Annotated in this window: 20 protein-coding genes; 9 read left to right on the plus strand and 11 right to left on the minus strand. The window is 63.5% G+C overall.

Annotated elements, in window-relative coordinates:
* Positions 1 to 143 precede the first annotated feature (143 nt).
* From ACXAF5_RS09425 to ACXAF5_RS09435, 3 genes are all read left to right on the plus strand, one after another.
* Positions 144 to 971 carry an inositol monophosphatase family protein gene (locus tag ACXAF5_RS09425; RefSeq protein ID WP_474946399.1) on the plus strand — a complete coding sequence of 276 codons (828 nt, stop codon included), beginning with the start codon at positions 144 to 146 and terminating at the stop codon, positions 969 to 971.
* 67 nt (positions 972 to 1,038) lie between these two features.
* The gene (locus ACXAF5_RS09430) at positions 1,039 to 1,851 is read left to right on the plus strand and encodes an enoyl-CoA hydratase (protein ID WP_474946400.1); all 813 of its coding nucleotides are present in this window, start codon (positions 1,039 to 1,041) and stop codon (positions 1,849 to 1,851) included.
* 569 nt (positions 1,852 to 2,420) lie between these two features.
* Positions 2,421 to 3,080, plus strand: a complete 660-nt coding sequence (locus ACXAF5_RS09435; RefSeq protein WP_474946401.1) for a Hint domain-containing protein — start codon at positions 2,421 to 2,423, stop codon at positions 3,078 to 3,080.
* 19 nt (positions 3,081 to 3,099) lie between these two features.
* Here the strand turns inward: ACXAF5_RS09435 and ACXAF5_RS09440 are convergent, their stop codons facing one another.
* The 6 genes from ACXAF5_RS09440 to ACXAF5_RS09465 form a co-directional block, all read right to left on the minus strand.
* Entirely contained in the window at positions 3,100 to 3,717 is a 618-nt protein-coding gene (locus tag ACXAF5_RS09440; protein ID WP_474946402.1) for a nucleotidyltransferase family protein, read from the minus strand.
* Positions 3,718 to 3,911: 194 nt separating this feature from the next.
* Positions 3,912 to 6,329 carry a GcvT family protein gene (locus tag ACXAF5_RS09445; RefSeq protein ID WP_474946403.1) on the minus strand — a complete coding sequence of 806 codons (2,418 nt, stop codon included), beginning with the start codon at positions 6,327 to 6,329 and terminating at the stop codon, positions 3,912 to 3,914.
* Positions 6,330 to 6,590: 261 nt separating this feature from the next.
* Positions 6,591 to 7,904, minus strand: coding sequence for an HlyC/CorC family transporter (locus tag ACXAF5_RS09450; protein WP_239321647.1), 1,314 nt, complete (start codon positions 7,902 to 7,904; stop codon positions 6,591 to 6,593).
* Between the two features lie 149 nt (positions 7,905 to 8,053).
* Positions 8,054 to 9,007 (minus strand): site-specific tyrosine recombinase XerD, encoded by a 954-nt coding sequence (locus tag ACXAF5_RS09455; protein WP_474946404.1) that lies wholly within the window; start codon positions 9,005 to 9,007, stop codon positions 8,054 to 8,056.
* Between the two features lie 18 nt (positions 9,008 to 9,025).
* Complete coding sequence (locus ACXAF5_RS09460) at positions 9,026 to 10,555, minus strand: hypothetical protein (RefSeq protein ID WP_474946405.1); 1,530 nt, start codon at positions 10,553 to 10,555, stop codon at positions 9,026 to 9,028.
* Positions 10,545 to 10,694, minus strand: coding sequence for a hypothetical protein (locus ACXAF5_RS09465; protein WP_239321641.1), 150 nt, complete (start codon positions 10,692 to 10,694; stop codon positions 10,545 to 10,547). Before ACXAF5_RS09465 ends, ACXAF5_RS09460 begins: the two co-directional genes overlap by 11 nt.
* Before the next feature lie 83 nt (positions 10,695 to 10,777).
* On the opposite strand from ACXAF5_RS09465, the gene ACXAF5_RS09470 reads away from it, so the two are divergent.
* Together ACXAF5_RS09470 and aroB are read left to right on the plus strand one after the other, a co-directional pair.
* Positions 10,778 to 11,368, plus strand: coding sequence for a shikimate kinase (locus ACXAF5_RS09470; protein ID WP_474946406.1), 591 nt, complete (start codon positions 10,778 to 10,780; stop codon positions 11,366 to 11,368).
* Positions 11,368 to 12,483, plus strand: a complete 1,116-nt coding sequence (gene aroB, locus ACXAF5_RS09475) for a 3-dehydroquinate synthase (protein WP_474946407.1) — start codon at positions 11,368 to 11,370, stop codon at positions 12,481 to 12,483. Before ACXAF5_RS09470 ends, aroB begins: the two co-directional genes overlap by 1 nt.
* 107 nt (positions 12,484 to 12,590) lie before the next feature.
* On the opposite strand, the gene ssb is transcribed toward aroB, so the two are convergent.
* The gene (ssb, locus tag ACXAF5_RS09480; protein ID WP_474946408.1) at positions 12,591 to 13,130 is read right to left on the minus strand and encodes a single-stranded DNA-binding protein; all 540 of its coding nucleotides are present in this window, start codon (positions 13,128 to 13,130) and stop codon (positions 12,591 to 12,593) included.
* Positions 13,131 to 13,404: 274 nt separating this feature from the next.
* Between ssb and ACXAF5_RS09485 the strand changes: the two genes are divergently transcribed.
* The 4 genes from ACXAF5_RS09485 to ACXAF5_RS09500 all read left to right on the plus strand — a co-directional run bounded on the left by ACXAF5_RS09485 (position 13,405) and on the right by ACXAF5_RS09500 (position 17,333).
* Positions 13,405 to 13,980 (plus strand): lytic transglycosylase domain-containing protein, encoded by a 576-nt coding sequence (locus ACXAF5_RS09485; RefSeq protein ID WP_239321633.1) that lies wholly within the window; start codon positions 13,405 to 13,407, stop codon positions 13,978 to 13,980.
* A 150-nt stretch (positions 13,981 to 14,130) separates the two neighbouring features.
* Positions 14,131 to 14,505 carry a hypothetical protein gene (locus tag ACXAF5_RS09490; protein WP_474946409.1) on the plus strand — a complete coding sequence of 125 codons (375 nt, stop codon included), beginning with the start codon at positions 14,131 to 14,133 and terminating at the stop codon, positions 14,503 to 14,505.
* Positions 14,506 to 14,645: 140 nt separating this feature from the next.
* Complete coding sequence (locus ACXAF5_RS09495) at positions 14,646 to 15,788, plus strand: cytochrome-c peroxidase (protein WP_474946410.1); 1,143 nt, start codon at positions 14,646 to 14,648, stop codon at positions 15,786 to 15,788.
* A 129-nt stretch (positions 15,789 to 15,917) separates the two neighbouring features.
* Entirely contained in the window at positions 15,918 to 17,333 is a 1,416-nt protein-coding gene (locus tag ACXAF5_RS09500; RefSeq protein WP_474946411.1) for a tetratricopeptide repeat-containing sulfotransferase family protein, read from the plus strand.
* Positions 17,334 to 17,682: 349 nt separating this feature from the next.
* Here the strand turns inward: ACXAF5_RS09500 and ACXAF5_RS09505 are convergent, their stop codons facing one another.
* The 4 genes from ACXAF5_RS09505 to ACXAF5_RS09520 all read right to left on the minus strand — a co-directional run bounded on the left by ACXAF5_RS09505 (position 17,683) and on the right by ACXAF5_RS09520 (position 24,208).
* Entirely contained in the window at positions 17,683 to 19,770 is a 2,088-nt protein-coding gene (locus ACXAF5_RS09505) for a dipeptide ABC transporter ATP-binding protein (protein WP_474946412.1), read from the minus strand.
* 94 nt (positions 19,771 to 19,864) lie between these two features.
* Positions 19,865 to 21,301, minus strand: a complete 1,437-nt coding sequence (locus tag ACXAF5_RS09510) for an ABC transporter permease (RefSeq protein ID WP_474946413.1) — start codon at positions 21,299 to 21,301, stop codon at positions 19,865 to 19,867.
* Positions 21,302 to 21,316: 15 nt separating this feature from the next.
* Positions 21,317 to 22,369, minus strand: a complete 1,053-nt coding sequence (locus ACXAF5_RS09515) for an ABC transporter permease (protein ID WP_239321621.1) — start codon at positions 22,367 to 22,369, stop codon at positions 21,317 to 21,319.
* A gap of 174 nt (positions 22,370 to 22,543) precedes the next feature.
* Positions 22,544 to 24,208, minus strand: a complete 1,665-nt coding sequence (locus ACXAF5_RS09520) for an ABC transporter substrate-binding protein (protein ID WP_474946414.1) — start codon at positions 24,206 to 24,208, stop codon at positions 22,544 to 22,546.
* Positions 24,209 to 24,371: the final 163 nt, after the last annotated feature.

Here is a 24,371-nt window from a genome sequence, read left to right on the forward strand (position 1 = left end):
AGAGAGCACGGCGAAAGGTCAAACGCGCCATTCTCCGACCTGCTGTCGTGAAAATTTCATGGAGCAGCGCGCCGCTTGCGCGTGAGTTTTGTTCGGCAACGGGGTAGGAGGGCAGGTGACTGCAGGCAGAGGAGAAACCGGTGATGCGGCTGGATCAGAACACCGAGGATGCGTTGATTGCCATGGTTCGTGCGGCCGCGCAGGCAGAGATCATGCCCCGTTTCCGCAATCTCTCCGCCGCAGCAATTACAGAGAAATCCTCCGCCATCGACCTGGTCACCGAGGCGGATGTGGCAGCTGAACGGCACATGACGCGGCGCGTGGCGGACATCCTGCCGGGCGCCGTGGTGATCGGTGAGGAAGCGGTCAGCGCCGATCCGGCCACGCTGGCCCGGCTGCCGCAGGCGGAGGTTGCGGTGATCCTGGACCCGATCGACGGCACCTGGAACTTTGCCAATGGGCTTGCGACCTTTGGCGTGATCCTCGCGGTTGTCGTCCGGGGCCGGACGGTGTTTGGTCTGCTCTATGATCCGGTCATGGACGATTGGGTGCAGGCAAGCCTCGGGGGCGGCAGCTGGTTTGCAGCACCGGATCGGGCGCCGGAGCGGCTGCAGGTCGCAGCGGAGCGTCCCTTTGCGGAGGCGACCGGGTTCTTGCCGCATTACCTGTTCCCGACAGCCGAGCAGCCCCGCCTTGTTCAGGGCATGATCGCCGCGCGCCGGGTCAATGCGCTGTGCTGTTCGTGTCATGAATACCGGATGATGGCGCAGGGCGACGCGGATTTCATCCAGACCGAGGGGCTTCATTGCTGGGATCACGCCGCAGGTGTGCTGGCGGTGCAGGAGGCTGGCGGATACGCGCAGCTTGTGGACGGACGCGATTATGCGCCGGTGATCTCGGAGGGGCGGTTGACCGTTGCGACGGGGCCACGCATGCGGGATGAGGTGTGCGCAGCGTTTGATCTGGGATGATCCATCCTCCCCCTTGGCGCATGCCGGGGGCTGCACTAGGCTCTCCCTGAAAACCGGGAGGCGGCGCATGGCAGAGGATCAATCAATCGACCCGTTGGTCACACGGCAGGATCAGGCCGGCGTCACCACGCTGACGCTGAACCGGCCGCGCAGTATCAATGCGCTGTCCGAGGCCATGCTCTGCGCCCTGCAAGCGGAGCTGGACGGGATTGCGCAGGACCGCTCGGTCCGGGCGGTGATCCTGCGCGGCGCCGGAGATCACTTTTGTGCCGGCCACAACCTCAAGGAAATGACCGCGGCGCGCGAGGCCTCGGACGGTGGATTTCAGTATTTTCAGGATCTCTTTGCCACCTGTTCGCGCATGATGCAGACGCTGGTGGAGCTGCCCCAGCCGGTCATCGCCGAGGTGTCGGGGATCGCCACGGCTGCGGGCTGCCAACTGGTGGCAAGCTGCGATCTGGCGGTTGCGTCGGAGGAGGCGCGCTTTGCCACCTCCGGTGTCAATATTGGCCTGTTCTGTTCGACGCCCATGGTGGCGCTTTCGCGCAATGTTGCGGCCAAACATGCGATGGAAATGCTGCTTCTCGGCGATTTTGTTCCCGCGGCGCGGGCCGCCGAGATGGGCCTGATAAACCGTGTGGTGCCCCTCGACCAGCTGTCGCAGGCCGCTGCCGACATGGCGCGCCGGATCGCGGAGAAATCGCCAGCTGCGGTAAAGATCGGCAAGCGGGCCTTTTACGCCCAGGCCGAAATGTCGCTGGACGAGGCCTATGCCTACGCCGGTCGCGTCATGGCCGAGAACATGATGGCACGGGATGCGGAGGCCGGTATCGGGGCCTTTCTGTCGAAATCCGACATGCCGGACTGGACCGGAGAATAGGGCGCACGCTGCGACAGCTGGGATATGGCAGAGGGGGAGCGCGTCCTGATGCGCCCCTGTCCCCGAGCGGCGAATCGAATCGCCTGTGCGTCATTCTGGGCTCAGACTGGGGTTGCGCGGCCCGGTCCGGAAACAATCCCGTGCATAAGTCGCGTTTGTTCAGACAACCCGCGTTGACCGGACGTGTCGGGACGGCGCATGGCGCAGGCTATCGCCAAAACATCGTGAAGCCGTGCGGTTTCGAAACCGGAAACAATGGCCCGGGCCTCATCTGAAGCCGGAACAGATTGTGGCAAATTTTAGCCAAATGCGTGCCATTCCTGCGCCGAATGTTCAGCCTGCCTCTGCGGCAATCGGGAAACAATCCTGTCGCCTGCGGTCAGGCGTTCCGGCCGGGCGCCGGCGTTCAGCCCCAATGTCGAAAGTTTTAACTGTGTTTTAGCCTATGGTCCTGTGCGGGGCTCCGGTATTCCTGAGGTCCACCAAGAGGTTGCTGTCAGGACAGGTCGCGGCCTGTTGCGGAACGACCAAAGCTCCTGTGGGGGGGCAAGAGCGAAGGAGAGCACAAAATGGGCCGCAAAGACGAGACATCCGCCACATCACCGACCGAGGCCGCGCCGGCACAATCCTGCAAACGGGTCACCCCGTGTTTCACGCCCGGCACCTTGATTGCGACCCCGAATGGAGAGCGCCCGGTCGAAAACCTGCGGGCCGGAGACCGTGTCATTACCCGCGACAATGGCATCCAGGCGATCCGCTGGGTCGGGCGCAACGCCATGGGCAAGGAGGATCTTGCACATGCGTCCTATCTACAGCCGATCCTGATCCGGCAGGGGGCGCTTGGCAACGGTCTGCCGGAACGCGACATGATGGTCAGTCCGAACCACCGGGTGCTGGTCGCCAATGACAAGACCGCGCTCTATTTCGAAGACCGCGAGGTTCTGGTGGCCGCCAAACACCTCACTGGTCTCATCGGGATCGATGCGATCGAGACCACGGCGGTGACCTATATCCACTTCATGTTTGCACAGCATGAGGTGGTGCTCTCCGACGGCGCCTGGACCGAGAGCTTTCAGCCCGCCGATCAGTCGTTGCGGGGGCTCGATAATGCGCAACGCACGGAAATCCTGGAGCTGTTCCCGGAGTTGCGGAACGCGGAACCGGAGGAGGTCTTTCCCTCGGCCAGACGGGTGCTGAGAAAACGCGAAGCAAAGATGATCCTGCACTGAGGCGCAGCCCCCCCCGTCGTCAGCGTCGGTCGTGCTGTTGCCGCCACGCGTCCCAGGCTTCGGGGGTATCCAGATCGGTGAGCGCATGCGCTGCCGGAAGCGCGACAGAGCGCAGCTGTTCCCCGTTCAGAACGTGCCGGGCGCCGGCGTCTCCGCTGAGCTGTTTCAGCGCGTCGAAACAGCGGCGCGGGAACAGGACCGGATGACCGGGCACTGTGTGTCCGGCCTGATCTTGACCGGTGGCACGGCAGATGGCGCCCTCCGGGTCAGATCCCGAGGCCTCAAACGCCTCTCCCATGTTGCGCAGGTCGGCGGTGGTCAGTTCCGGCATATCGGCTGGCAGGATCATCACGCCGGTGATGTACTCCGGCAGCGCCCGCACCCCGGCGCGGATGGAGGCGGCCATGCCCTCGGCGGCGTCCGGAACCGGCACGCGATGGGTGTCCTTTGCCAGCAACGCCCGTGGATGGGCGAGGTCGGGCAGGGTGACCAGAACCTCGTATCCGGTTGCCTGTGCTCTTGCGATCATCCGGGCAAGCAGCGGCTGTCCGGCGACCTCCTCCAGCAGCTTGTCCCGTCCTCGCATGCGGGTCGCGGCCCCGGCGGCCAGCAGCAGGATGGCGATGTGGTCATGCATGGGCGTGCCCCAATATCCTGTTTCACAACGGTGATTTCTTGGCGTCATTCTGGTCAGGATACCACGCGCTGCCAAGAGGTCATGGCCGGTCTGGGCTGGCAACGCCTGTTTGCGCGCGCAGCGCTGTGGCCGAAACAACGACGCGCGCCCCGTGAGGGACGCGCGAATGACAACAGCGTAGGCCGTTCGCCGTGCTACAGGCCCCGCATGCGGGCGCCATCGGCATCAAACAGCGGCGTGGTAATCAGCCGGGCCGCATGTGTCTTGCCGAGGATTTCGATCTCGACCTCCAATCCGTCCTGCGCCCGATCTGTGGGAACAAAGCCCAGTGCGATGGATTTCTGCGCGTGGTGGCTGTAGCCCCCGGAGGTGCAGAACCCGACCACCGCGCCATCCAGCCAGATCGGCTCATAGGCGACCACATCGGCATCATCGGCATCCACCTCAAAGGCGCACAGGGTGCGCTCGGGTCCCGTGTCGCGTTCAGCTTCGGCAGCGGAACGGCCAATGAAATCAACGGGTTTCTTGAAGGAGATGAAGCGATCCAGCCCGGTCTCCGCCGCCGTGTAATCGGGCGAGAACTCCGACAGCCAGGAGCCAAAGAACTTGTCCAGACGCAGGCTCATCATCGCGCGCATGCCAAAGGGCTTCATGCCGTGGCTTTGCCCCTCCGCCCAGAGCGTTGACCACAGGGCGCGTTGGCTGGCGAGGTCGCAATAGATCTCATAGCCAAGATCGCCGGTATAGCTGACGCGCTGCACCACACAGTCCACCATGCCGATCGTCATCCGACGCACATCGAGGAACTTCAGGTCGGTGGCATCGCGGGTGACAGCCGCCAGCACCTCCCGTGCGCGCGGTCCCGCAATCTGGAAGCCGTTCACCTGATCGGAGACGTTGTCGATGGTGACGCCCTCGTCCAGGTTCTGCAGGAACCAGCGCATGTGATAGGCCTGCGCGCCGTAGGAGGCGGTCAGCTGGAAGTCATCCTCTGCCAGGCAGGAGATGGTGAAATCCCCGATCAGGCGTCCCTTGGGCGACAGCATCGGGGTCAGGCTGAGACGTCCCTGCTGCGGCACGCGTCCGGCCATGATGCGATCCAGCCAGGCGCGCGCGCCCGCGCCTCTGACACGGTATTTGCCGAAGTTGTGAATTTCATTGATTCCAACGGCTTCGCGCACGGTCTTCACCTCGCGCGCGGTGGCCTCAAAGGCATTGGAGCGGCGGAAGGACGGGGTCTCGTATCGCGCTTCCCCTTCGGCGGCAAAGTAGTTCGGGATCTCCATGCCGTAGTAGTGGCCCCAGACCGCGCCCAGCCCATCAAAGATGTCGTACATCGGCGTCGTGCGGAAGGGGCGCGCGGCGGGCAGCTCCTCGTTCGGATAAGCGATGGAGAAGCGTTTCTGATAGTTCTCGATCACTTTGGGGCGGGTGTAGCCCGGGGTGATCCAGTCGCCATAGCGGGCCACGTCCATCGCGGCGGTGTCGCGCTCGCATTCGCCCTCGACCATCCATTGCGCCAGCATCAGCCCGACGCCGCCGCCCTGGCTGAAGCCCGCCATGACCGCACAGGCGGACCAATAGTTGCGCACGCCCGGCACAGGGCCGACCAGCGGGTTGCCATCGGGGGCAAAGGTGAAGGGGCCGTGGATCACCGATTTCACCCCCGCCTCGGCCAGCGCCGGGAAGCGTTTGTAGGCAAAATCAATGCTGTCTTCGATCTTGTCAAAGTCGTCGGGCAACAGTTCATGGCCGAAATTCCACGGTGTGCCGTCGACGGCCCAGGGACGGCAGGGCTGTTCGTAGAAGCCGATACAGAGGCCGCGGCCCTCTTGCCGCAGATAGCTTTCACCCGCCGGGTCCATCACATGCGGGTGCTCGCCGCCGCCGTCGATGATCTCGGCGATCATCGGGACTTCGTCGGTGACAATATACTGGTGTTCCATCGGGTGCAGCGGGAAGTAGATGCCGGCCATGGCACCAACCTCACGGGCCCAGAGACCGCCTGCGTTGACGATATGCTCGGCGTGGATCGTGCCCTTTTCGGTGACCACGTCCCAGCTGCCGTCCGGGCGCTGGTTGGTTTCGATCACCTTGCAGTGCGTCTCGATGGTGGCGCCGCCCATGCGCGCGGCCTTGGCATAGGCATGGGTGGTGCCGGAGGGATCGAGGTGCCCGTCCAGCGGATCATAGAGCCCGCCGATAATGCCCGCGGTATTGGTGACAGGCGCGATTTTTGCGATTTCCTCGGGGCTTACGATCTCTGTCTCAAGCCCCATGAAGCGATGCTTGGCGCGCTCCGCCTTGAGCATGTCAAAGCGTTCCTTGTTGTCCGCAAGGGTGACGCCGCCGACGTGGTGCAAGCCACAGGACATGCCGGTGATCTCTTCCAGCTCCTTGTAGAGCTTGATGGTATAGCCCTGCAGCGCTGCCATATTGGTGTCGCCGTTCAGGGTGTGGAATCCCCCGGCGGCGTGCCAGGTGGACCCGGAGGTGAGTTCGGACCGTTCAATCAGCATCACGTCGGACCAGCCGAGCTTGGTCAGGTGATAGAGGACGGAGCAGCCGACGACGCCGCCGCCGATCACGGCCACACGAGTGGTGGTTTTCATGGGGTCTGTCTCCCTGTCAGGATCGCGTTTCCCATCATTCTGGACACTTCTGCCCAGTAGTCCAGTCAAAATGCGACAGCAGATGTCGGAGGCAAGCGGATCGGGGGAGGCTCCCGCCCAAAGGCCCTGCCGCTGTTGCGCCAGGTCTTCGGTTGGGCCCAGCGCCGCGCGCGCCCCGCAGGGGCGCGCGCGGCGCTGGTCGCTTCGGGCAAAGCCCGAAGCGAAACACCTCATTTTTCAAGGGATCAGCGGAACGCGGGTCTAAATGTCCAGGGGACGGATCTTCAGCCCTGTCACCCGGTTGCCTTCGCGGGCGGTCACTTCAAAGCGGAACCCGTGGAAGGAGAAGACCTGGCCGACGGTCGGAATCATCTGTGCCTCGTGGATGACCAGCCCGGCGACCGTATTGGCCTCGTCATCCGGCAGCGACCATTCCATCGCGCGATTGAGGTCGCGGATGGTCGTCGCGCCTTCAACCATGTAGTTGCCGTCGCCGGTCTTGTGGGCAAAGCTCTCTTCCGCCGGGTCGAACTCATCGGTGATTTCGCCAACGATCTCTTCGAGGATGTCTTCGAGTGTGATCAGCCCCTGAAGCGATCCGTATTCATCCACCACCAGCGCAAAATGCGTCCGCATGCGCAGGAACTGGCGCATCTGATCGTCCAGCGTCGTGGTTTCGGGAATGAAATAGGGCGGCTTGCTGACCTCGGTGATCCGGAAGTCGCGCAGCGCAGAGGCATCGCCATCGGGACCGCCGATCTTGGCATACATCTTGCGCAGCAGGTCCTTGGCATGCACCACGCCGATAATATTCTCCTGGTCGTCCTGGTATAGCGGCAGGCGCGTGTGCGAGGACGTCAGACATTGCTCCAGGATGGCTTCGGGGTCGGCGCTGGCATCGATCATCTCGATCTTGGACCGGTGCAGCATGATCTCTTCGACAAACCGGTCCGAGAGATCGAGTGCGCCCAGAATGCGGTCCCGGTCCTCTTTCTCGACCACCCCTTCGGAATGGCCGATCTGAAGCGCGCCGACGATCTCTTCGCGGACCGCCATGATGTGGCTGTCCGGGTCGATCTTCACCCCGAACAACCGCAACACACCGCGCACCAGCAGGCGCACCGCGCCGACGACGGGCGCAAGGAAGGTCACCAGCGTTCCGATCACAGGGGCGACGGCGGCGGCGGCTTTCTCCGAGTTGGTGATCGCATAGGTCTTGGGCAGGACTTCGGCAAAGATCAGCACCAGCAGCGTCATCACCAATGTGGCAAGCGCAACACCGCTCTCGCCAAAGAGGCGGGTAAAGAGTGCGGTTGCCAGCGATGCGGCGAGGATGTTGACGAGGTTGTTGCCCAGCAGAACCGACCCGATCAGCCGTTCATTGTCCTCGGTGATTTGCAGCGCCCGCTCCGCCCCGCGCGAGCCCTTGTCGGCCTGGCTGCGCAGTTTTCCGCGCGAGGCGGCGGTCAGCGCGGTTTCAGAGCCGGAAAAGAACCCGGAAAGAACCAGCAGCATCACGATGCCGCCGGCGGTGATCCAGAAAGAGCTGTCGAGCATGGAGGTTGTGCTGTCCATTGGGGGTCCTGAAGATCCTTCGATTTCTCATGGTTATGGGGGCTGGAGGACGCCGGATCAAGGCTTGTCGGGGCGCAATCTCCGGCGGGTGGCGTGCAGGTTCCGACGCTCTGGCAAGGGCCCGCTGTCCGGCGCCTCAGGTGGGGAGGTCAGTCCTCCTCCGGGGGCTGCTGCGCCAGCGGGTGATGCTGGTGCACCAACTCGGCCAGGCGGGCATCGAGGACATGGGTGTAGATCTCGGTGGTGGCGATATCCGCATGTCCAAGCAGCGCCTGGATCGCGCGCAGATCGGCGCCGTTTTCCAGCAGATGGGTGGCAAAGGCATGGCGCAGCGTGTGCGGTGTGACCTTGTCGGGGGAGACCCCGCCGGCAACCGCCAGTTCCTTGATAAGCAGGTAGAACCGGTGACGGGTCAGATGCCCGTCCTTGCTGCGGGAGGGAAACAGGAAACGAGAGGGCTTGTGCCCCTGTGCCGCGCGGTGGTCCTCATGCGCATCACGGCTCGTGAGCCACTCTGACAGGGCGGCGCGGGCAGGCGGGGAGAGGGGCACCATTCGTTCCTTGCCGCCCTTGCCCAGGATCAGCAGCAGATTGGGATCTCCGCGCGCGGCGGAGACCGGCAGCGACACCAGTTCGCTCACCCGCATCCCGGTCGCATAGAGAAGCTCCATCAGGCAGGTATTGCGCTGTCGATCAATCTCGCGCCGGCCGCTGTTGCGGGCGGCCTCCAGCAGGCGGTCGACTTCGGCGATGTCCAATGTCTTGGGCAGCGATTTGGCCCGTCCCGGTCCCTTGATCTGAAGCGCGGGATTGTTGTCGCGCCAGCCCTCCTCAAAGGCAAACCGGTATATCTGCTTGATCGCCGACAGGCGTCGGGCGCGGGTCGCGCGGCTCAGCCCCTCGGCATCGCAGGAGATCAGATAGGCCTCGACGTCGCTCTGCTGAACCTTGGCAAAGCTCAGTTGCCTGACCGCCATCCATTGCACCAGATCACGCAGATCGCGCCCATAAGCGAGCAGCGTATTGCGCGCCGCGCCCAGCTCTGCGGCCTGGGCATCGAGAAAGGTCGAGATCCACTGAAGGTCCTGATCCGGTGCGCGCATGAGCGGTCGATGCCTCCTTTAGCCGCGCGGCAGCAGCAACAGTTGCAGCGCCGCCCGGCGGGCCGTGTCCTCAAGCCCCATCTGGCGAAACGCGGTGAGCGACAACACCGTCGCCTCAAGGTTGCCATCCGCGGCATGGGCAAAACTCTTCATGGTCACCAGGATCGACTCGCCGAGGCGCCCCTGATCCAGCAGCAGCTTCTGCGCGGCCGGCAGCGGGGCCCCCGGGGCAAAGCCACGGGCGATGGCCTTTTCCAGCGCGCTGCTGGCCAGATCCGCATCCGGTTGGCCCTGCGCGAGCGAGGCGAGAAAGCGGCTCTGGCGGCTGCTGTCCGGCGGTGTGGCGGCAGCGCTCTCATATTCCGAGGACAGCAGTCGCAACCGCCAGGCGATGCGCGCCGCCTTGCCGTCCAGCGCCACCGGCGCCAGTCGTGGTGCAAAGAGATCCGCCAAGGCAATTTCGAGCCCCGCCTCACGCGCTGCGGCCCACAGGGCGGGCAGGGTCTTCTGGACCGCCTCCGCGCTGCCGGTGACCAGTGCCGTGTCAAACCGCTGCACCGCCGCCACCCGGTCCCAGATCCCGCCAGAGGCGGCTGGTTGCCGTTCGGTGAACAGGCCCAGCAGCTGGTTCGGGTTCATGGCCCGGCTTCGGGTCAGGCGTTCCGCGGCCTCAAGCTGCGCTTTCCAGCCGGTGATGTCGCGCAGATCGGCGCTGGCAAAGGCACGCGGCAGGGCGCGGGTGGGCATCGGCTCGCCGATGGCCTCGAACATGCGAAATTCCAGCGGCGAGGGGGCAGAGGGCGTCGGCAGGGGCGGCATGCCCTCATAGAGATCCGGATTGAGGAACCGGTCCAGAAGCGCTATCTGATCGCCATCCAGCAGGTCCAGCGCATGCGCCGTTTCCATCATCAGGGCCGCCGTGGGCCAGTCGCCGCGCCGGGCGGCACAAAAGATGCGGGCGGTATACTCCTGCTTCAGGTAGGGATCGGCGGTGAGGGCAGCGCAGCTGCGGTCCTCGTCGCCATTCAGCAGCGTCGCATCGAACCAGCGCTCAAACCGCGCCGCCGTCGCAGTGGGGCCGGCCTCCTGGACCAGCGCCTGAGCCGGGTCGGTGGCGCCGATTTCGGTCAGCCGGTCGAGGCGGGCCAGCAGCACCTGATCCGCATCGCGAAACGGCGGGCGCGCCTCGCTCAGGAGGAGGGTCATCAGCAGCGACTGCATCGCTGGCAGGCCGGAGACCGGGACCTCGCGGATCAAATCCGACACCCGATCCGGCGGGCTGCCCTGCCACAGGGTGATCGGCAGGCCCGTGCGCACATGCGACACCAGCCCCACCGGCGGGAGCAGCCGCTCCAGCGGAGTCACGGTGATTTCCGGCCCGTTGGCGCTCTGTGCGACCGGGGGTTCAAGCAGCAATGTGTCGGGAATATTGGCCACCGGTGGTGCGGTCTTCAGCCAGTCGATCGCGGCCAGCGGGTCGCGGGCCAGACCGGACGTGGCTGTCAGCAAAAGACCGCCGAGGGCCAGGGCAGCAATTCTAGTCGGCATTAAGCACCACGGGCTTGCGCACTTCCTCGGACGGGGCCGAGAAATCCGCGCCGAACCAGGGGCCGACATAGGCATAGCCGACCAATGCGATCGCTGCCAGTAGAATGAGGAAAGCCAAGTATTTTGCCAAACGTGCCATGGGGGTCCCGGTGCCTGCTTCTTTGCCTGTTTTGCGAGTTTTATATATGGCCTTTTCGGCAATATCACGTCATTCACGGAAGAATGAGCGAAAAAGACCAAATCACCGATGCGACGGCAGAAAGTCGCGTGCCGGGAAAGCTGAAAAAGACCATCGTGCTGGTGGGCATGATGGGGGCGGGCAAGACAGCTGTCGGCCGCGCGCTGGCCGCCCGGCTGGACGTGCCGTTTCTGGATAGCGACCACGAGATCGAGACGGCGGCGAACATGTCGATCCCCGAGATCTTTGCCCGTGATGGCGAGCCCTTCTTTCGCGAGAAGGAACACCAGGTGATCTGCCGACTGCTTCAGGAGGAATGTGGCGTGCTCTCCACTGGTGGCGGCGCTTTTCTGGCAGAGCGCAACCGCGACGTGATGAGCGCAGCGGGCGTGTCTGTCTGCCTGCAGGCCGATCTCGAGGTGCTGTGGAAACGGGTCAGGGGGCGCGATACACGGCCGCTGTTGCGGTCCGCCGATCCCTACAAGACCCTGTCCGACCTCTATCACGCGCGGGTGCCGGTCTACGCACAGGCCGATCTGACCGTGCATTCCGATGGTCAGGTCTCGATCGACAATATGGTGGACCGGGTGCTGGAGGCACTGCGGAGCCGGCCGGATGTACTGGAGTTTGAGTGATGGAACAGACCGTTCATGTGCCGTTGGGGGACCGGGCCTATGATGTGGTGATCGGCCCGGGGCTGATTGTCGAGGCTGGCAAGCGCATTTCCCCCTTGCTGACCCGCCCCAGAGTGGCGGTGCTCACGGATGAGACGGTTGCCGCGCTGCATCTGGACAGTTTGCGGGCCGGGCTGGCCGCCGAGGGGATCGAAATGGACGCCCTGGCACTGCCGCCGGGCGAGGCCACCAAGGGCTGGCCGCAGTTCACCCGCGCGGTGGAATGGCTGCTGGAACAGAAGGTGGAGCGCGGCGATATCGTGATCGCCTTTGGCGGCGGGGTGATCGGGGATCTGGCTGGATTTGCCGCGGCGGTCCTGCGCCGTGGCGTGCGATTCGTGCAGATCCCGACCTCGCTGCTGGCGCAGGTGGACAGTTCGGTGGGCGGCAAGACTGGCATCAACGCACCCCAGGGCAAGAACCTGATCGGTGCCTTTCACCAACCGGCGATGGTGCTGGCCGATACCTCGGTCTTGGGCACCCTGAGCACGCGGGATTTCCTCGCCGGTTATGGCGAGGTGGTGAAATACGGCCTGCTAGGGGATGCGGCATTCTTTGACTGGCTCGAAACCAACGCGCCTGCGATGGCGGCGGGCGACATGGCGCTGCGGGTCGAGGCGGTGGCCCGTTCGGTGCAGATGAAGGCCGACATCGTGGTGCGCGACGAGACCGAGCAGGGGGATCGCGCGCTGCTGAACCTCGGCCATACCTTCTGCCACGCACTGGAGGCGGCGACCGGCTACAGCGACCGGCTGATGCATGGTGAAGGCGTTGCGATCGGCTGCGCGCTGGCCTTTGAACTCTCGGCGCAGCTCGGCCTGTGCAGCCAGGAAGACCCAAGCCGCGTGCGCGCCCATCTCAAGGTGATGGGGATGAAGACCGATCTGGCGGATATTCCCGGCGATCTGCCCCCGGCTGCAGATCTCGTGGCGCTGATGGGGCAGGACAAAAAGGTGGTGGACGGCCAGCTCCGGTTCATTCTGGCCCGTGGCATCGGCGCGGCCTTCGTGACGGCAGATGTGCCGCAGGGCAAGGTTCTGGCGGTGCTGGAAGAGGCGTTGCGCCAGCGCGGCTGAGGCGGCGGCGCGGAACGGGCCCCTGTCCTGATCAAGAGCGAAATGAAAAACACCCGGCGCGGACAGCACCGGGTGTTTTCTTGTGCGATCTCGTTCGGGCCGGGGCCTCAGAACGGGATTTCGTCGTCGTCGATGTTCTGCGAGGGGCCACCGCCGCCAAAGCCACCGCCCTGGTTGCCACCGCCACCGCCGTAGCTGCCGCCGCCACCATAGCCGCCACCGCCGCCGCCGTAGTCACCGCCGCCACCTTGGCCTCCGCCGTAGCCGCCGCCACCACCGCCGCCGCCGCCTTCACCGCGTCCGTCGAGCATGGTCAGCGTGCCGCCGATGCCCTGCAAGACCACCTCGGTGGAATACCGGTCCTGACCATTCTGGTCCTGCCATTTGCGGGTCTGCAGCTGGCCTTCGACAAAGACCTTGGAGCCCTTGCGCAGATATTGTTCGCAGACGCGGACCAACCCCTCGCTGAAGATCGCGACGGAGTGCCATTCGGTCTTTTCACGACGCTCGCCGGTGTTGCGGTCTTTCCAGGTCTCAGAGGTTGCGATGCGCAGGTTGCACACCTTGCCGCCATTCTGGAAGCTGCGCACTTCCGGGTCGCGGCCCAGGTTGCCGATGAGCATTACTTTGTTCAGGGATCCGGCCATGTGGGTCCTGTCCTTTGTGTCTTTGTCTTGTTCTGTATCGTGTCAGATCTACAGCGGTCGCGGCGGGCCGCCGGGACAGGAGGTCGAATCCCGTCCGTTGCCTGACCGTTACAGTAGCGACCCTGACCGGGTGATGAAAGAGCGGCGGGCCGCCTCCGGCGTGCAGAGACGGCGTAAATACGACCTCCACGCCAGATAGATGTGGATATCTTCCATTTGCGGTAAACTCGTTTATAGTGCGCTCAGCCGAAAAATCAGATGTGCTGCCCATTCGATGCGACGCTTTGCTATTGCTACTCTTATCCTGTCCGTCTGCACCAGCCCTGCGGCGGCGGCGGACCTGTTTCAGAACAAGTCCAAGCGCAAGGTCTTTGCCGCCCAGACAAAGTTCCTCGACACGCGGGGGGCCACGCAATATCGCGGGTCGGCGCGGTTGAAGCCCGACAGCCTCAAGGATGATATCCTGCCGATCTACAACGGCAACTATCGTGGGGAATACCTCGAGGTGGCGCGCAGCGCTGCCCGGGCCCATGGGGTGCCCGAGGACCTGTTCCTGCGTCTGGTACAACAGGAGAGCAACTGGAACCCGGCGGCGCAGTCGCACAAGGGCGCGCTGGGGCTGGCGCAATTGATGCCGCAGACGGCCCGTATCCTTGGCGTTGATCCGATGGTGCCGGCAGAGAACCTGCGCGGGGGGGCCAAATACCTGGCTCAGCAATACCGCAAATTCGGCTCCTGGCGGCTGGCCTTGGCCGCCTATAACGCCGGCCCGGATGCGGTCAGCCGGTACGGCGGCGTGCCGCCCTACAAGGAAACCCAGACCTACGTGCGCAAGATCCTCGGCAGCTGAGGGCTGCCCCTGAGCCGGATCTTGCCAGTTTTCCCCACAGCGCGGCGTGTTTCCGCCGGCGTTAACCATTTGCCTCTGCGCCATCGTTAACCGGTCATTAATCCGCCTTAATCGGAGGTAAATTTCGCCCTCAACACGGAGGGAAGACTGGTGAGTGGGAAAACATTTCAAGGACAGGTGACACGCCTCGGGTGGGAAGCCGGTGCGAAACCCCGGCCCGAGCTGGTGGATCTGATCCTGGACCAACATGGACGCGGACAACGGCGCGAGATCGGCCCGACAGTATTGGGAGTGGCCTTTGGCGCGGTGGTGGGCCTGCTTTTGAAAGCGCTTGTGCTGGAAACTGCCCTTGGCGGGGCGCAGGGTGGCTGGGTGGCCGTCACGCTCACGGCCACTGGCGTTCTCGGCCTTGCCAGCGCCGTCGGGCTTGCGGCCTGGGCCGTGCTGCGCGCGGGCAAGCGTCCGGTGTTGTTGCAATTTGCCTCGATCAACCTGCTGACGCTGGGGATCGTCGCCGTGGCCTGATCCTGGCCACACCAAAGAATACCCGCGGGTGGGACTGTGGGAGGGAGAAAGGGCGCGTTCCGCAAGGGATGCGTCCTTTCTGCATCTGGATTCTCGGGAACCGCTGCGCTAGGTCGATCCGTAAGTCCAAGGAGGGTTTCATGTCCGTGCTTTTGCGTTTGGTCGCCTGCGCTGCCCTGGCCGCAACGCCTGTCTGCGCCGAGGAGTTTGCGTCGCCGGAGGCGCTGGGGCAGGCCCTGTTTTTTGAAACCGACCTCTCTGCCAACCGCAGCCAGTCCTGCGCCAGCTGTCATGATCCGGAGGCGGGTTTCGCCGATCCCCGGCGCGACGCGGCGGGGGCGTTCTCACGCGGGGACGACGGACAGTCGCTAGGCGCACGGCATGCGCCGACGGCAAGCTATGCGATGCTGTCGCCTGCCTTTCACCAGAATGAAGCCGGCGACTGGGTCGGCGGTCAATTCTGGGATGGCCGTGCGGGGGACCTTGCGGCACAGGCCGGCGGTCCGATCCTCAATCCGATCGAACTGGGGCTGAACACAGAGGCGGAGGCGGTCGCGCGCCTCGCCGAAACCCCGGCCTATGTGACCGCATTTCGCGACCTCTATGACGTTGATATTACAGACCCTTCACAGGCCGAGGCAGGCTATGATGCGCTCACCCTGGCGCTGGCGCGGTTTGAACAGACCGAGGTCTTTCGTCCCTTCGACAGCAAATACGACCGCTATCTGCGCGGCGAGGCCGAACTGACAAAGATGGAGGAACTGGGGCGGCTCCTGTTCTTTTCGCAACAGTTCACCAACTGCAACCAGTGTCATCAGTTGCGCCGCAGTGCGATGGATCCGGCCGAGCCCTTTACCGATTTCAAGTACCACAATATCGGCGTGCCGGCGAATTTTCCGGGCCGGCAGGAAAACGGGGTTGCGGCGGAGTGGGTCGACAACGGCTTGCTGGATAACCCCCTGGTCGACGATCCGCACCAGCGCGGCAAGTTCAAGACACCGACCCTGCGCAATGTGGCGGTGACTGGCCCCTATATGCACAATGGCGTCTTCCAGGATCTGCGCACCGTGGTGACCTTCTACAACCGCTACAACAGCAAGGCGGATGTGGCGCAGATCAACCCGGAAACCGGCGCATCCTGGGGACCGATCCCGGTGCCGGACACCCTGTCGACGACTGAGCTGACCCATGGACCGGCGCTGGACGAACGCCGGATTGATGCGCTGGTGGCCTTTCTGAAAACGCTCACCGATGCGCGCTACGAACCGCTTCTGAGCGAGTAACGGGTAACCTTTGCGGCGATGCCGCGTTAAATTCCAAGAAAAAGACACAAATTCGAACCAAGCGCTTTACCGCTGATTCACTTCTCTCCAGCAGGTTCGGCCTCATCGTTACAGAAGGGCGAACATCACATGCTGGTAGAAAACAGCCAAACTCCCGATGCCTTGGCTGAGGCATTTGCAACCGTCGACGGTCTCATGGCCACGGGTAAATTTGCGCGCTCCCTCAGCGTGATGCTGCCCTATGTCCAAGCGGGCGAGCTGGACATCGGCCTGCTTGAGCGGACCGCCGACTGCTTTTTTGAGATGCGCGATTATCCCAATGCCATCAAGGTGATGCGCCATATCACCGAAGCCGCGCCAGAGGATGCCGCGGGCTGGGGCAAGCTGGGGCTGATGCTGCAGACCAATGGGGATCTGGCCAGCGCCGCGCATGCCTTCGAAGAGGTGCTGCGACTGGACCCCAATTCGATCCCGGCGCTGACCGCGCTCAACGGGATCGAGACATTCGGCGTCGACAGCATCTACGCCCAGCGTCTGCTGTCGCTGTCCGAGCGCACCAATCTGGATACGCGCCACCGGGCGCTGGTTCATCACGCGCTGGCGCAGATTGCGCATGCGGCGGGTGAGACCGATGTCGCCTACACCCTGTTCCAATCCTCCCGCAAGGAGGTCGCTGGCGCCTTTGCCCCGGCGATCTTTGACGAGATGGTTGCAGAGCAGGAAGCCCTGTTCGAACCGCGTCCGGCCTCCGAGGATGCCACCCTCCTGCCCAAGATCGTCTTTGTCGGCGGCATGCCCATGGCCGGCACGGGTCTGGTGGAACGGATCCTGGCCAAACACCCCGGCGTGTTCAGCGTTGGCGAAAACACGGCGCTGTCGCGCACCCATGGTGCGATCCGCATGCATCTGGCCAAAACCGACCGTCCCTGCAACTACTGGGACTGGATGGACCAGCTGACGGCGGAAGAGGTCGATATTTTCCGCCAGTACTATCTGGAGCGTGCCCTGGGCGGGCAGGTTGCGGGCGGCAAGACGATCGTGGATGCCCATCCGCTCGGCTGCCTGGAGTTCGCGCTTGCGCAATTCCTGTTCCCGGAGGCGAAGTTTGTCTTCCTGTCGCGCCATCCGCTGGATACGGCGCTGGCAAATGTCGCCTCCAACGTGCTGAACGGCAACGCGCTGGCATCGCGCCCGGAATGGATCGCCAAGGTCACGCGCACGGTCTACTCCTCGGCGACCAACTATGCCGCGACGCTGGGCGATGCAATGCGCCTGCAATCCTACGAGGCGCTGGTGCAGCGTCCCGAAACCGAAATCGCGCTGCTGCTGGATCATGCAGGGCTGGATTTCCACGTGGATTGTCTGACGCCCAATGCGCTGTGCAACCTGGATGCGATTTCCGGGATGCTGGGACAGGAAGAGCTGACGCCGGACACCCAAGGCCAGTGGCAGGCCTATGAAGAACAGCTGAAGCCGGTCTATGACGCCCTGGGCGGCGCCCGCTGGGTCGAGGCCTGGGAGGCTTTCGACGCAGCCCTGCGCTGAATGCGCGCACCGTGACCGCTTGCAAGAGCGGGCACGTACATCGGCACAGATCCCGCCCGGCTAAAAAGGTGAGATGCTGATCCAACGTCCTGCCCCTCGTCCCTCGGGGGGGCAGAGACGGTTGGCGGTTGTGCCCGGTACACAAACAAAACGGCTCCACCCAACGCAGGGTGGAGCCGTTTTCTGTGCCGTCCAAGGCGCGTGGCCGGCCAGATTGGCCGTTCAATAGGCCGTAGAGCCGAAGTCATTCAAACCGAGCCGCTTTCTCAGGCTTTCCGGGCCGCGCAGACTCGGGGCGGAGCCAGCCCCGGCCTGCGCCAAAGGCCGGATGGACCGGCCTAGAACAGCCCTATTCGGCGGCGATCTTGATCACCGGCTCCATGCGTTCGAGGATCTCTTCGCTCAGGTGGCACTTGATCTGGTGGCCCCCGTCGAGGGTCCGGATCGGGGGCACTTCCTTTTCGCACAAGCCCCCGGGAACCTCGGATTTCCAGCGGCACCGGGTCTGGAACGGGCAGCCGGACGGCGGGTTCATCGCCGAGGGAATGTCGCCCTCCAGCACGATATGGGTCTTTTCCACCGAGGTGTCGGCGATCGGAACCGCCGACAAGAGCGCTTCGGTATAGGGGTGATAGGGCGGCGAGAACACCTGTTCGGTGTCCCCGAGTTCCACCACATGCCCGAGGTACATCACCATCACCCGGTCCGACAGGTAGCGCACGATCGACAGATCGTGGGAGATGAACAGAAGCGTGGTCTTCTCGTTGCGCTGGATCTCCATCAAGAGATCGGTCACCGCCGCCTGCACCGAGACGTCAAGCGCCGAAACCGGCTCGTCCGCGACCACGATCCGGGCCCCGCCAGCAAAGGCGCGGGCGATGCCCACCCGCTGCTTCTGACCACCGGACAGCTGACGCGGCATGCGGTCGGCAAAGGCGCGCGGCAGTTTTACCAGATCCAGCAGTTCCAGCATGCGCTGCTTGCGTTCGGCGTCGTTCTTGCCGATGCCAAAGATATCCAGCGCTCGGATGATCTGACGCCCCACGGTCATCGAGGGGTTCAGGGTGTCGAACGGGTTCTGGAACACCATCTGCACATCGGCGATGGTGCCAGCGTCGCGCTGCTGGATCGGCACCTGTTCGATATTGCGGTTGTCCAGCAGGATCTCGCCCTCGGTGGCGGTCTCCAGCCCCATCAGCACCTTTGCGAATGTGGATTTGCCACAGCCCGACTCGCCGACGATGGCAAGCGTTTCGGATTCGCGGGCTTCGAAACTCAGCGTCTCGTTGGCCTTCACCACCTTCTTGGTGCCGCCGCCGAACAGCGCATTGGCCGCGACCTCGTAGTATTTCTTGAGATTGTCCATCTTCAGGACAACGCGGCCGGGTTCGTTTTTTTCCTTCTGCTCGCCCGCATTGATGGGAGCGTTCCAGTCGATCTCCTGGAATTTGAGGCAGCGGGTATGGTGACGGTCATTGCCCGGCACCGGTTCCATCAGGATGTCACCGGCGTCACACCGCCCGGCTTCGAAATAATCGCAGCGCGGGCCGAAGTTGCAGCCCGGGGGGCGTTCATGGGGCAGGGGGAAGTTGCCGGGGATCGCCACCAGCGGGCGCGCGTTCTTGTCGGCGCCGGGCAGCGGGATCGAGCGGAACAGCGCCTGCGTGTAGGGGTGACGCATGTCGTCGAACACATCCTCGATCGAGCCGCGCTCCACCGCCTCGCCCGAATACATCACGCAGAGCCGGTCACAGGTTTCCAGCACCAGCCCGAGGTTGTGGGAGATGAACAGCATCGAGGTGCCGTATTTCTTGCCCAGATCCTTGACCAGCTCGACCACCGCGGCCTCCACCGTCACGTCGAGCGCGGTTGTGGGCTCATCCAGGATCAGCAGCGAGGGTTTCGACATCAGCGCCATGGCGATGACGATACGTTGCTGCTGGCCGCCCGAGAGCTGGTGCGGATAGGAGTTCAGCATCCGCTTGGGGTCCGGCAGCTTCACGTCCGTCACCACCTCGAGGGCGCGTGTATAGGCGTCCTTTTCGCTGAGCCCCTCGTGGATCATCGGCACTTCCATCAGTTGCTTGCCGATCTTCATCGCCGGGTTCAGCGAGGCCATCGGTTCCTGATAGATCATCGCGATCTCGTTGCCGCGCACATCGCGCAGCTCTTCCGTGCTCATTTCGGCCAGATCGCGGCCCTTGAACTTGATCGAGCCACCGACAATGCGACCGTTCTTGCCAAGGTCCTGCATGACGCCCAGCGCCACGGTGGATTTGCCGCAGCCGGATTCCCCCACAAGGCCCACGGCCTCGCCGGGTTGCACCGCGACGGAGAAATCCATCACCGCCGGAATTTCGCGCAGGCGCGTGAAGAAGGAGATCGACAGCTTGTCGATTTCGAGAATCGGACCGTCGTAGTCTGCAAGTTTGCTCATCTTTGTCTCCCTGGTGGGCCGGGCGATATGGGATCGCTTCTTTTGGCCCTGAATATCTTGGGGGCCGGGGGCAGTGCCCCCGGCAAAGCTCACATCAGTCCTTGAGGCTCTCTTCGCGCAGGCCGTCGGCCAGCAGGTTGAGGCCCAGCACCAGGCTCATCAGCGCCACCGCGGGCGGCAGGGCCGGGTGCAGGTAGATCGACAACAGCTTGCGCCCGTCGTTGATCGTGGAGCCCCAATCCGGGCTTTCCGGCGGCAGGCCGAGGCCAAAGAAGCCGAGCGTCCCAAGCAGGATGGTGGTGTAGCCGATGCGCAGGCAGAAATCGACGATCAGCGGACCGCGCACGTTGGGCAGGATTTCCCACAGCATGATGTACCAGGGCCGCTCGCCCCGGGTCTGCGCCGCGGCCACGTAATCGCGGGTCTTGATGTCCAGCGCCAGGCCGCGGACGATGCGGAACACGGTGGGCGAGTTCACAAAGACCACCGATACGAACACCACCAGCACGCCGCCGGGAATGTCAAAGAAATCAAGCGGCCAGAAGTCGATCTTGGAGCCGCGCGCATTGATCAGCGACATGTAGAGCAGGAACATGGGCACCAGCACCAACGCCAGCCACATGTAGTCCTTGTTGGGCTGGGTGCGGAACCGCGAGTGGATCAACACGCCGCAGAACACCATCGGAAAGGCAAAGAGCACGACAGCCATGAACTGTGGCAGGCCCGTGGCCACGATTTCCGGTGTCACCAGCAGATAGAACAGCAGGATCACCGGGAAGGCGAGGATGAGGTTGGCAAGGAACGACAGCACCGTATCCAGACGGCCACCGTAGTAGCCCGCCGGAAGCCCCAGGGTGATCCCCACCATAAAGGCAAAGAGCGTGGCCAGCGGCGCGTATTTCAGCACCTCCCAGGCGCCTTTGACCATGCGCGAGAACACGTCACGCGCGAGGTTGTCACCGCCCAGCAGATACCAGGCGTATTCGCCGTCTTCGGCCCCACGCAGCGGTGTGCCGGGAACCTTGTTCTTCATGCCGGAGACCTGTGCCAGCGGGTCATGCGTGGCGATCAGGTCGGCGGCGGCAAAGATGCCGGTGAACACCCAGAACATGACAAGGCCAAAGCCGATCATGCCGATGGGGCTGTCAAACAGCTTGCCATAGAGGCCGAGCCGACGCTTGAAGCTGATCGACAGGCCAAAGAGCACAATCAATGCGACCCAGGTCGGCAGCAACTGGCGCGACATCGCGCCGACGATGCCGGCGCCGGTGTTCATCACCAGCCCCAGCAGGAGGTAGGCCAGCGACAGGGCGGCGACCGCAAGGAACGCAAAGCGCACGCCCAGGCTCGCCATCGCTTGCGGATTGCCCGCCAGCGTGACGGTGCCGTCCGCATTGGCCACCTGACGGGTGCCGGCGCTGAGGATGGACATCACCATCCAGATCACGATCGCCGCAGCCAGCAGCAGAAGCGCGATCTGGTAGATCGGGTTGAGAAAGGCAAGAGCGCCTGTCCAGGTCAAGGGATCCATGAAAAGCCTCCTGCCTTAAGAGATACGGATACGCGGGTTCAGGAAGATATAGCCGATATCGGAAATCAGCTGCGTCAACAGAACCACGACGACGGAGACAACGGAGACCGCAAGAAGCAGCTCGATGTCGTTGTTGCTGGCGGCCTCCACAAGCGCCCAGCCAAAGCCTTTGTAGTTGAACAGGCTTTCCACGATGACCACGCCGTTCAAGAGCCAGGGGAACTGGAGCATGATAACCGTGAAGGGGGCGATCAGCGCGTTGCGCAGGGCGTGTTTCAGAACGATGTTCGGAAAGCTGACCCCTTTGAGGCGCGCGGTACGGATATACTGCGCGGTCATCACCTCGGTCATCGAGGCGCGCGTCATCCGCGCGATATAGCCCATGCCATAGAGCGCGATGGTCAGCACCGGCAGAAAGAAGTTCTCAAACGTCGGGTTTTCCATTGCCGCCGTAGCGGTGCCCTTGAACCATTTGAGCCCCACGGTGGAGGAGGCAAAGACCGCGATGAAGATCACGCCGGAGACATATTCGGGGGTGGCCGTGGTCATGATCGACAGGGTCGACAGCGATCGGTCGGTGGCCGATCCCTCGCGCATGCCGGCCAGGACGCCGATGATGAGTGCGGAGGGCACCATCAGGATCAGCACCCACATCATCAGGTAGCCGGTGTTGCCCAGACGGGTTTCGATGATTTCGCCGACCTCGGTCTTGAACCGGGTGGAATAGCCCCAGTCGCCCTGGATGATGCCACAATAGCGCGGCGCATCCGCCGCCACTTCGGGCGAGACGCCGCCATCCAGACAGCGGCCGGTCACCGTGCCGTCTTCGGTGCGGGTCCAGCCGGGCACAACCCCGAGCCACTGGCCGTATTTCACCGCGATGGGCTGGGCGTAGCCGTTCTTCTCAAGCCAACTGGCGACGGCCTCGTCCGACATGCGGAAGTTGCCCTCGGTCTTGGCGAGTTTTTCAAGGTTCGGATAAAGGTTGGTCAGAAAGAACACGATGAACGTCAGGCACAATGCCGTGATGATCATCACGCCCGAACGACGCAATATGAATAGTCCCATGTGATCCCCTGCAGACTGGCGGTCGGCTGGCCCTGATGTGGTCCGGAACTGGGTCTTCCGATCCGGTGGGGGCCGTTTTTATCGTGTAGCTGTTCTTGTTTTTCTTTGGGTTGTCCGCCCCCGGACCACAGGGGCCGGGGACGGAGCATCAGGCGTGGACGTGATCTCAGGCGATCAGGCCGCCCAGCCCCACTTGTAGTGGTGGTGCTCGTAGGAGATGTGCATGTCAGCCCCCATCACGCCCTCGCGCATGTGGCGGAACAGCGATTTCCAGTAGGGCTGGATGGTGACACCCTCGTCCTGGATCAGCTTCTCGCCCTTGGCGACGATTTCGCGACGCTTGTCGGCATCGGCGATCGCCAGCGCGTCGGACAGGATCTGATCGAACTCCTCGTTGGACCAACCGAACTCGTTCCAGGCCTCGCCCGAACGATAGGCCAGCGCCCAGATCTGAACGCCAAGCGGACGGTGGTTCCAGTTGGTGGAGCTGAACGGGTATTTGGTCCAGTCGTTCCAGAAGGTGGAGCCGGGCAGGACGGTGCGCTTCACCTTGAAGCCCGCGTCGCGCAGCTGAGCAGCCACCGCATCGGTGGTGTTCTTGCGCCAGTCGTCGTCGATGGAGATGATCTCGTGCTCGAAATCCATCATGCCGGCTTCTTCCATCAGGGCGCGGGCGCCTTCGACGTCCACTTCCTGCTTGGGCAGCTCGGCATATTCCGGGTGCGCCGGGCCGACATGGTGGTGTTCGGCGACAACACCGCGGTTGCCATAGCCCAGTTCCAGGCAGACATCATTGTCGATCGCCATCTGCAACGCCTTGCGCACGCGCTGATCGGCATAGGGCTTCTTGCCATCGATCTCGGCCAGCTGGTTGGGACGGATCACGATGGTGGACATGGTCACAACTTCGGACTTCACAAAGCCCAGCGCGTCCATCACGTCGATGAATTCACCCACCGATTCATAGAGCATGTCCACTTCTTCCGCTTCCAGCGCCGACAGCCACGAGGACGGGTCGGTGCCGAAGTCGATGTATTCGATGCTGTCCAGCGCCGGGCGGCCAAAGACCTCTTCGCCCCACCAGGTGTGGTCCTCGTTGCGGGTCAGGGTGCATTTCACGCCGACCTCGAGTTCGGAGATCAGATAGGGGCCGGTGCCGACCGCGTTCTGTGCATCATCCGCGCTAAAGCTGGCGTGGGTGATCGCCGCCGGATAGTCCGCCATGCCCGGAATGATCGAGATGTCGGAGTTCGGCAGCTTCAGCTTCACGGTGTGGCTGTCGACCACCTCGATCGCGCCCTCGATGGCCTTGTTGGTGTCGGGGTCGATCAGGCTGCCGAAACGGCCGGCCATGGAGTTGCCTTCCATGTCCTTGTCGCACCAGCCGGCGATATTGCGCGCCACGTCTTCGGCGGTGAAATCGTCGCCGTTGTTCCATTTCACGCCCTTGCGGACATTCAATGTATATTCGTCGGCGCTGTCGTTCACTTCCCAGCTTTCCAGCAGCATGGGGGTGAAGGTACCGTCGTTGTTGTACTCGACGAGATACTCCAGCGTGCCGCGGGTCTCGTTGCCGATTTCGGACCAGTCATAGGTGCGCGGATCCTTCAGGCCGCGGACATTCATCTGGACACGCATGGTGCCGCCTTCCTGCATGTCGCCGGCAGCGCGGGCCGGGGCGGACAGGCCGATCATGCCGTAGGCGGCAGTGGCGGATACGCCCAGAGCGGTGGCACGGGTCAGGAATTCGCGCCGGGAGATCTTGCCGGCTTTCAGTTCCTGTGCGTGCATCTCTGCCGCCCAATGGGGGGTCGAGCTCTTGAGTGTTGTGGTGGTCATCGATGTCTCCCTGTTTTAGACCGTCATTTGAAGGGCGCCCTCGGTCACGAGGTTCTCAGTCGCGGGCTATTTTATATCGCGCTGAGGTAGTTGAATTGTCACAATGTTTCTCAGCCTCACCATACGGCAACAGATCCGGGCCGACGTCAATGCACAGTATCGG

The sequence above is a fragment of the Epibacterium sp. ABV4_022 genome, from assembly GCF_056159345.1.

What these genes read in the sequence shown, in the direction of transcription:
- aroB (WP_474946407.1), top strand. Translation starts at nt 11,368, where the DNA reads ATGGAACAGACCGTTCATGTGCCGTTGGGGGACCGGGCCTATGATGTG.
- ACXAF5_RS09510 (WP_474946413.1), bottom strand. Translation starts at nt 21,301, where the DNA reads ATGGATCCCTTGACCTGGACAGGCGCTCTTGCCTTTCTCAACCCGATC.
- ssb (WP_474946408.1), bottom strand. Translation starts at nt 13,130, where the DNA reads ATGGCCGGATCCCTGAACAAAGTAATGCTCATCGGCAACCTGGGCCGC.
- ACXAF5_RS09440 (WP_474946402.1), bottom strand. Translation starts at nt 3,717, where the DNA reads ATGCATGACCACATCGCCATCCTGCTGCTGGCCGCCGGGGCCGCGACC.
- ACXAF5_RS09515 (WP_239321621.1), bottom strand. Translation starts at nt 22,369, where the DNA reads ATGGGACTATTCATATTGCGTCGTTCGGGCGTGATGATCATCACGGCA.
- ACXAF5_RS09435 (WP_474946401.1), top strand. Translation starts at nt 2,421, where the DNA reads ATGGGCCGCAAAGACGAGACATCCGCCACATCACCGACCGAGGCCGCG.
- ACXAF5_RS09495 (WP_474946410.1), top strand. Translation starts at nt 14,646, where the DNA reads ATGTCCGTGCTTTTGCGTTTGGTCGCCTGCGCTGCCCTGGCCGCAACG.
- ACXAF5_RS09425 (WP_474946399.1), top strand. Translation starts at nt 144, where the DNA reads ATGCGGCTGGATCAGAACACCGAGGATGCGTTGATTGCCATGGTTCGT.
- ACXAF5_RS09430 (WP_474946400.1), top strand. Translation starts at nt 1,039, where the DNA reads ATGGCAGAGGATCAATCAATCGACCCGTTGGTCACACGGCAGGATCAG.
- ACXAF5_RS09470 (WP_474946406.1), top strand. Translation starts at nt 10,778, where the DNA reads ATGAGCGAAAAAGACCAAATCACCGATGCGACGGCAGAAAGTCGCGTG.
- ACXAF5_RS09520 (WP_474946414.1), bottom strand. Translation starts at nt 24,208, where the DNA reads ATGACCACCACAACACTCAAGAGCTCGACCCCCCATTGGGCGGCAGAG.
- ACXAF5_RS09460 (WP_474946405.1), bottom strand. Translation starts at nt 10,555, where the DNA reads ATGCCGACTAGAATTGCTGCCCTGGCCCTCGGCGGTCTTTTGCTGACA.
- ACXAF5_RS09465 (WP_239321641.1), bottom strand. Translation starts at nt 10,694, where the DNA reads ATGGCACGTTTGGCAAAATACTTGGCTTTCCTCATTCTACTGGCAGCG.
- ACXAF5_RS09485 (WP_239321633.1), top strand. Translation starts at nt 13,405, where the DNA reads ATGCGACGCTTTGCTATTGCTACTCTTATCCTGTCCGTCTGCACCAGC.
- ACXAF5_RS09500 (WP_474946411.1), top strand. Translation starts at nt 15,918, where the DNA reads ATGCTGGTAGAAAACAGCCAAACTCCCGATGCCTTGGCTGAGGCATTT.
- ACXAF5_RS09450 (WP_239321647.1), bottom strand. Translation starts at nt 7,904, where the DNA reads ATGGACAGCACAACCTCCATGCTCGACAGCTCTTTCTGGATCACCGCC.
- ACXAF5_RS09505 (WP_474946412.1), bottom strand. Translation starts at nt 19,770, where the DNA reads ATGAGCAAACTTGCAGACTACGACGGTCCGATTCTCGAAATCGACAAG.
- ACXAF5_RS09445 (WP_474946403.1), bottom strand. Translation starts at nt 6,329, where the DNA reads ATGAAAACCACCACTCGTGTGGCCGTGATCGGCGGCGGCGTCGTCGGC.
- ACXAF5_RS09455 (WP_474946404.1), bottom strand. Translation starts at nt 9,007, where the DNA reads ATGCGCGCACCGGATCAGGACCTTCAGTGGATCTCGACCTTTCTCGAT.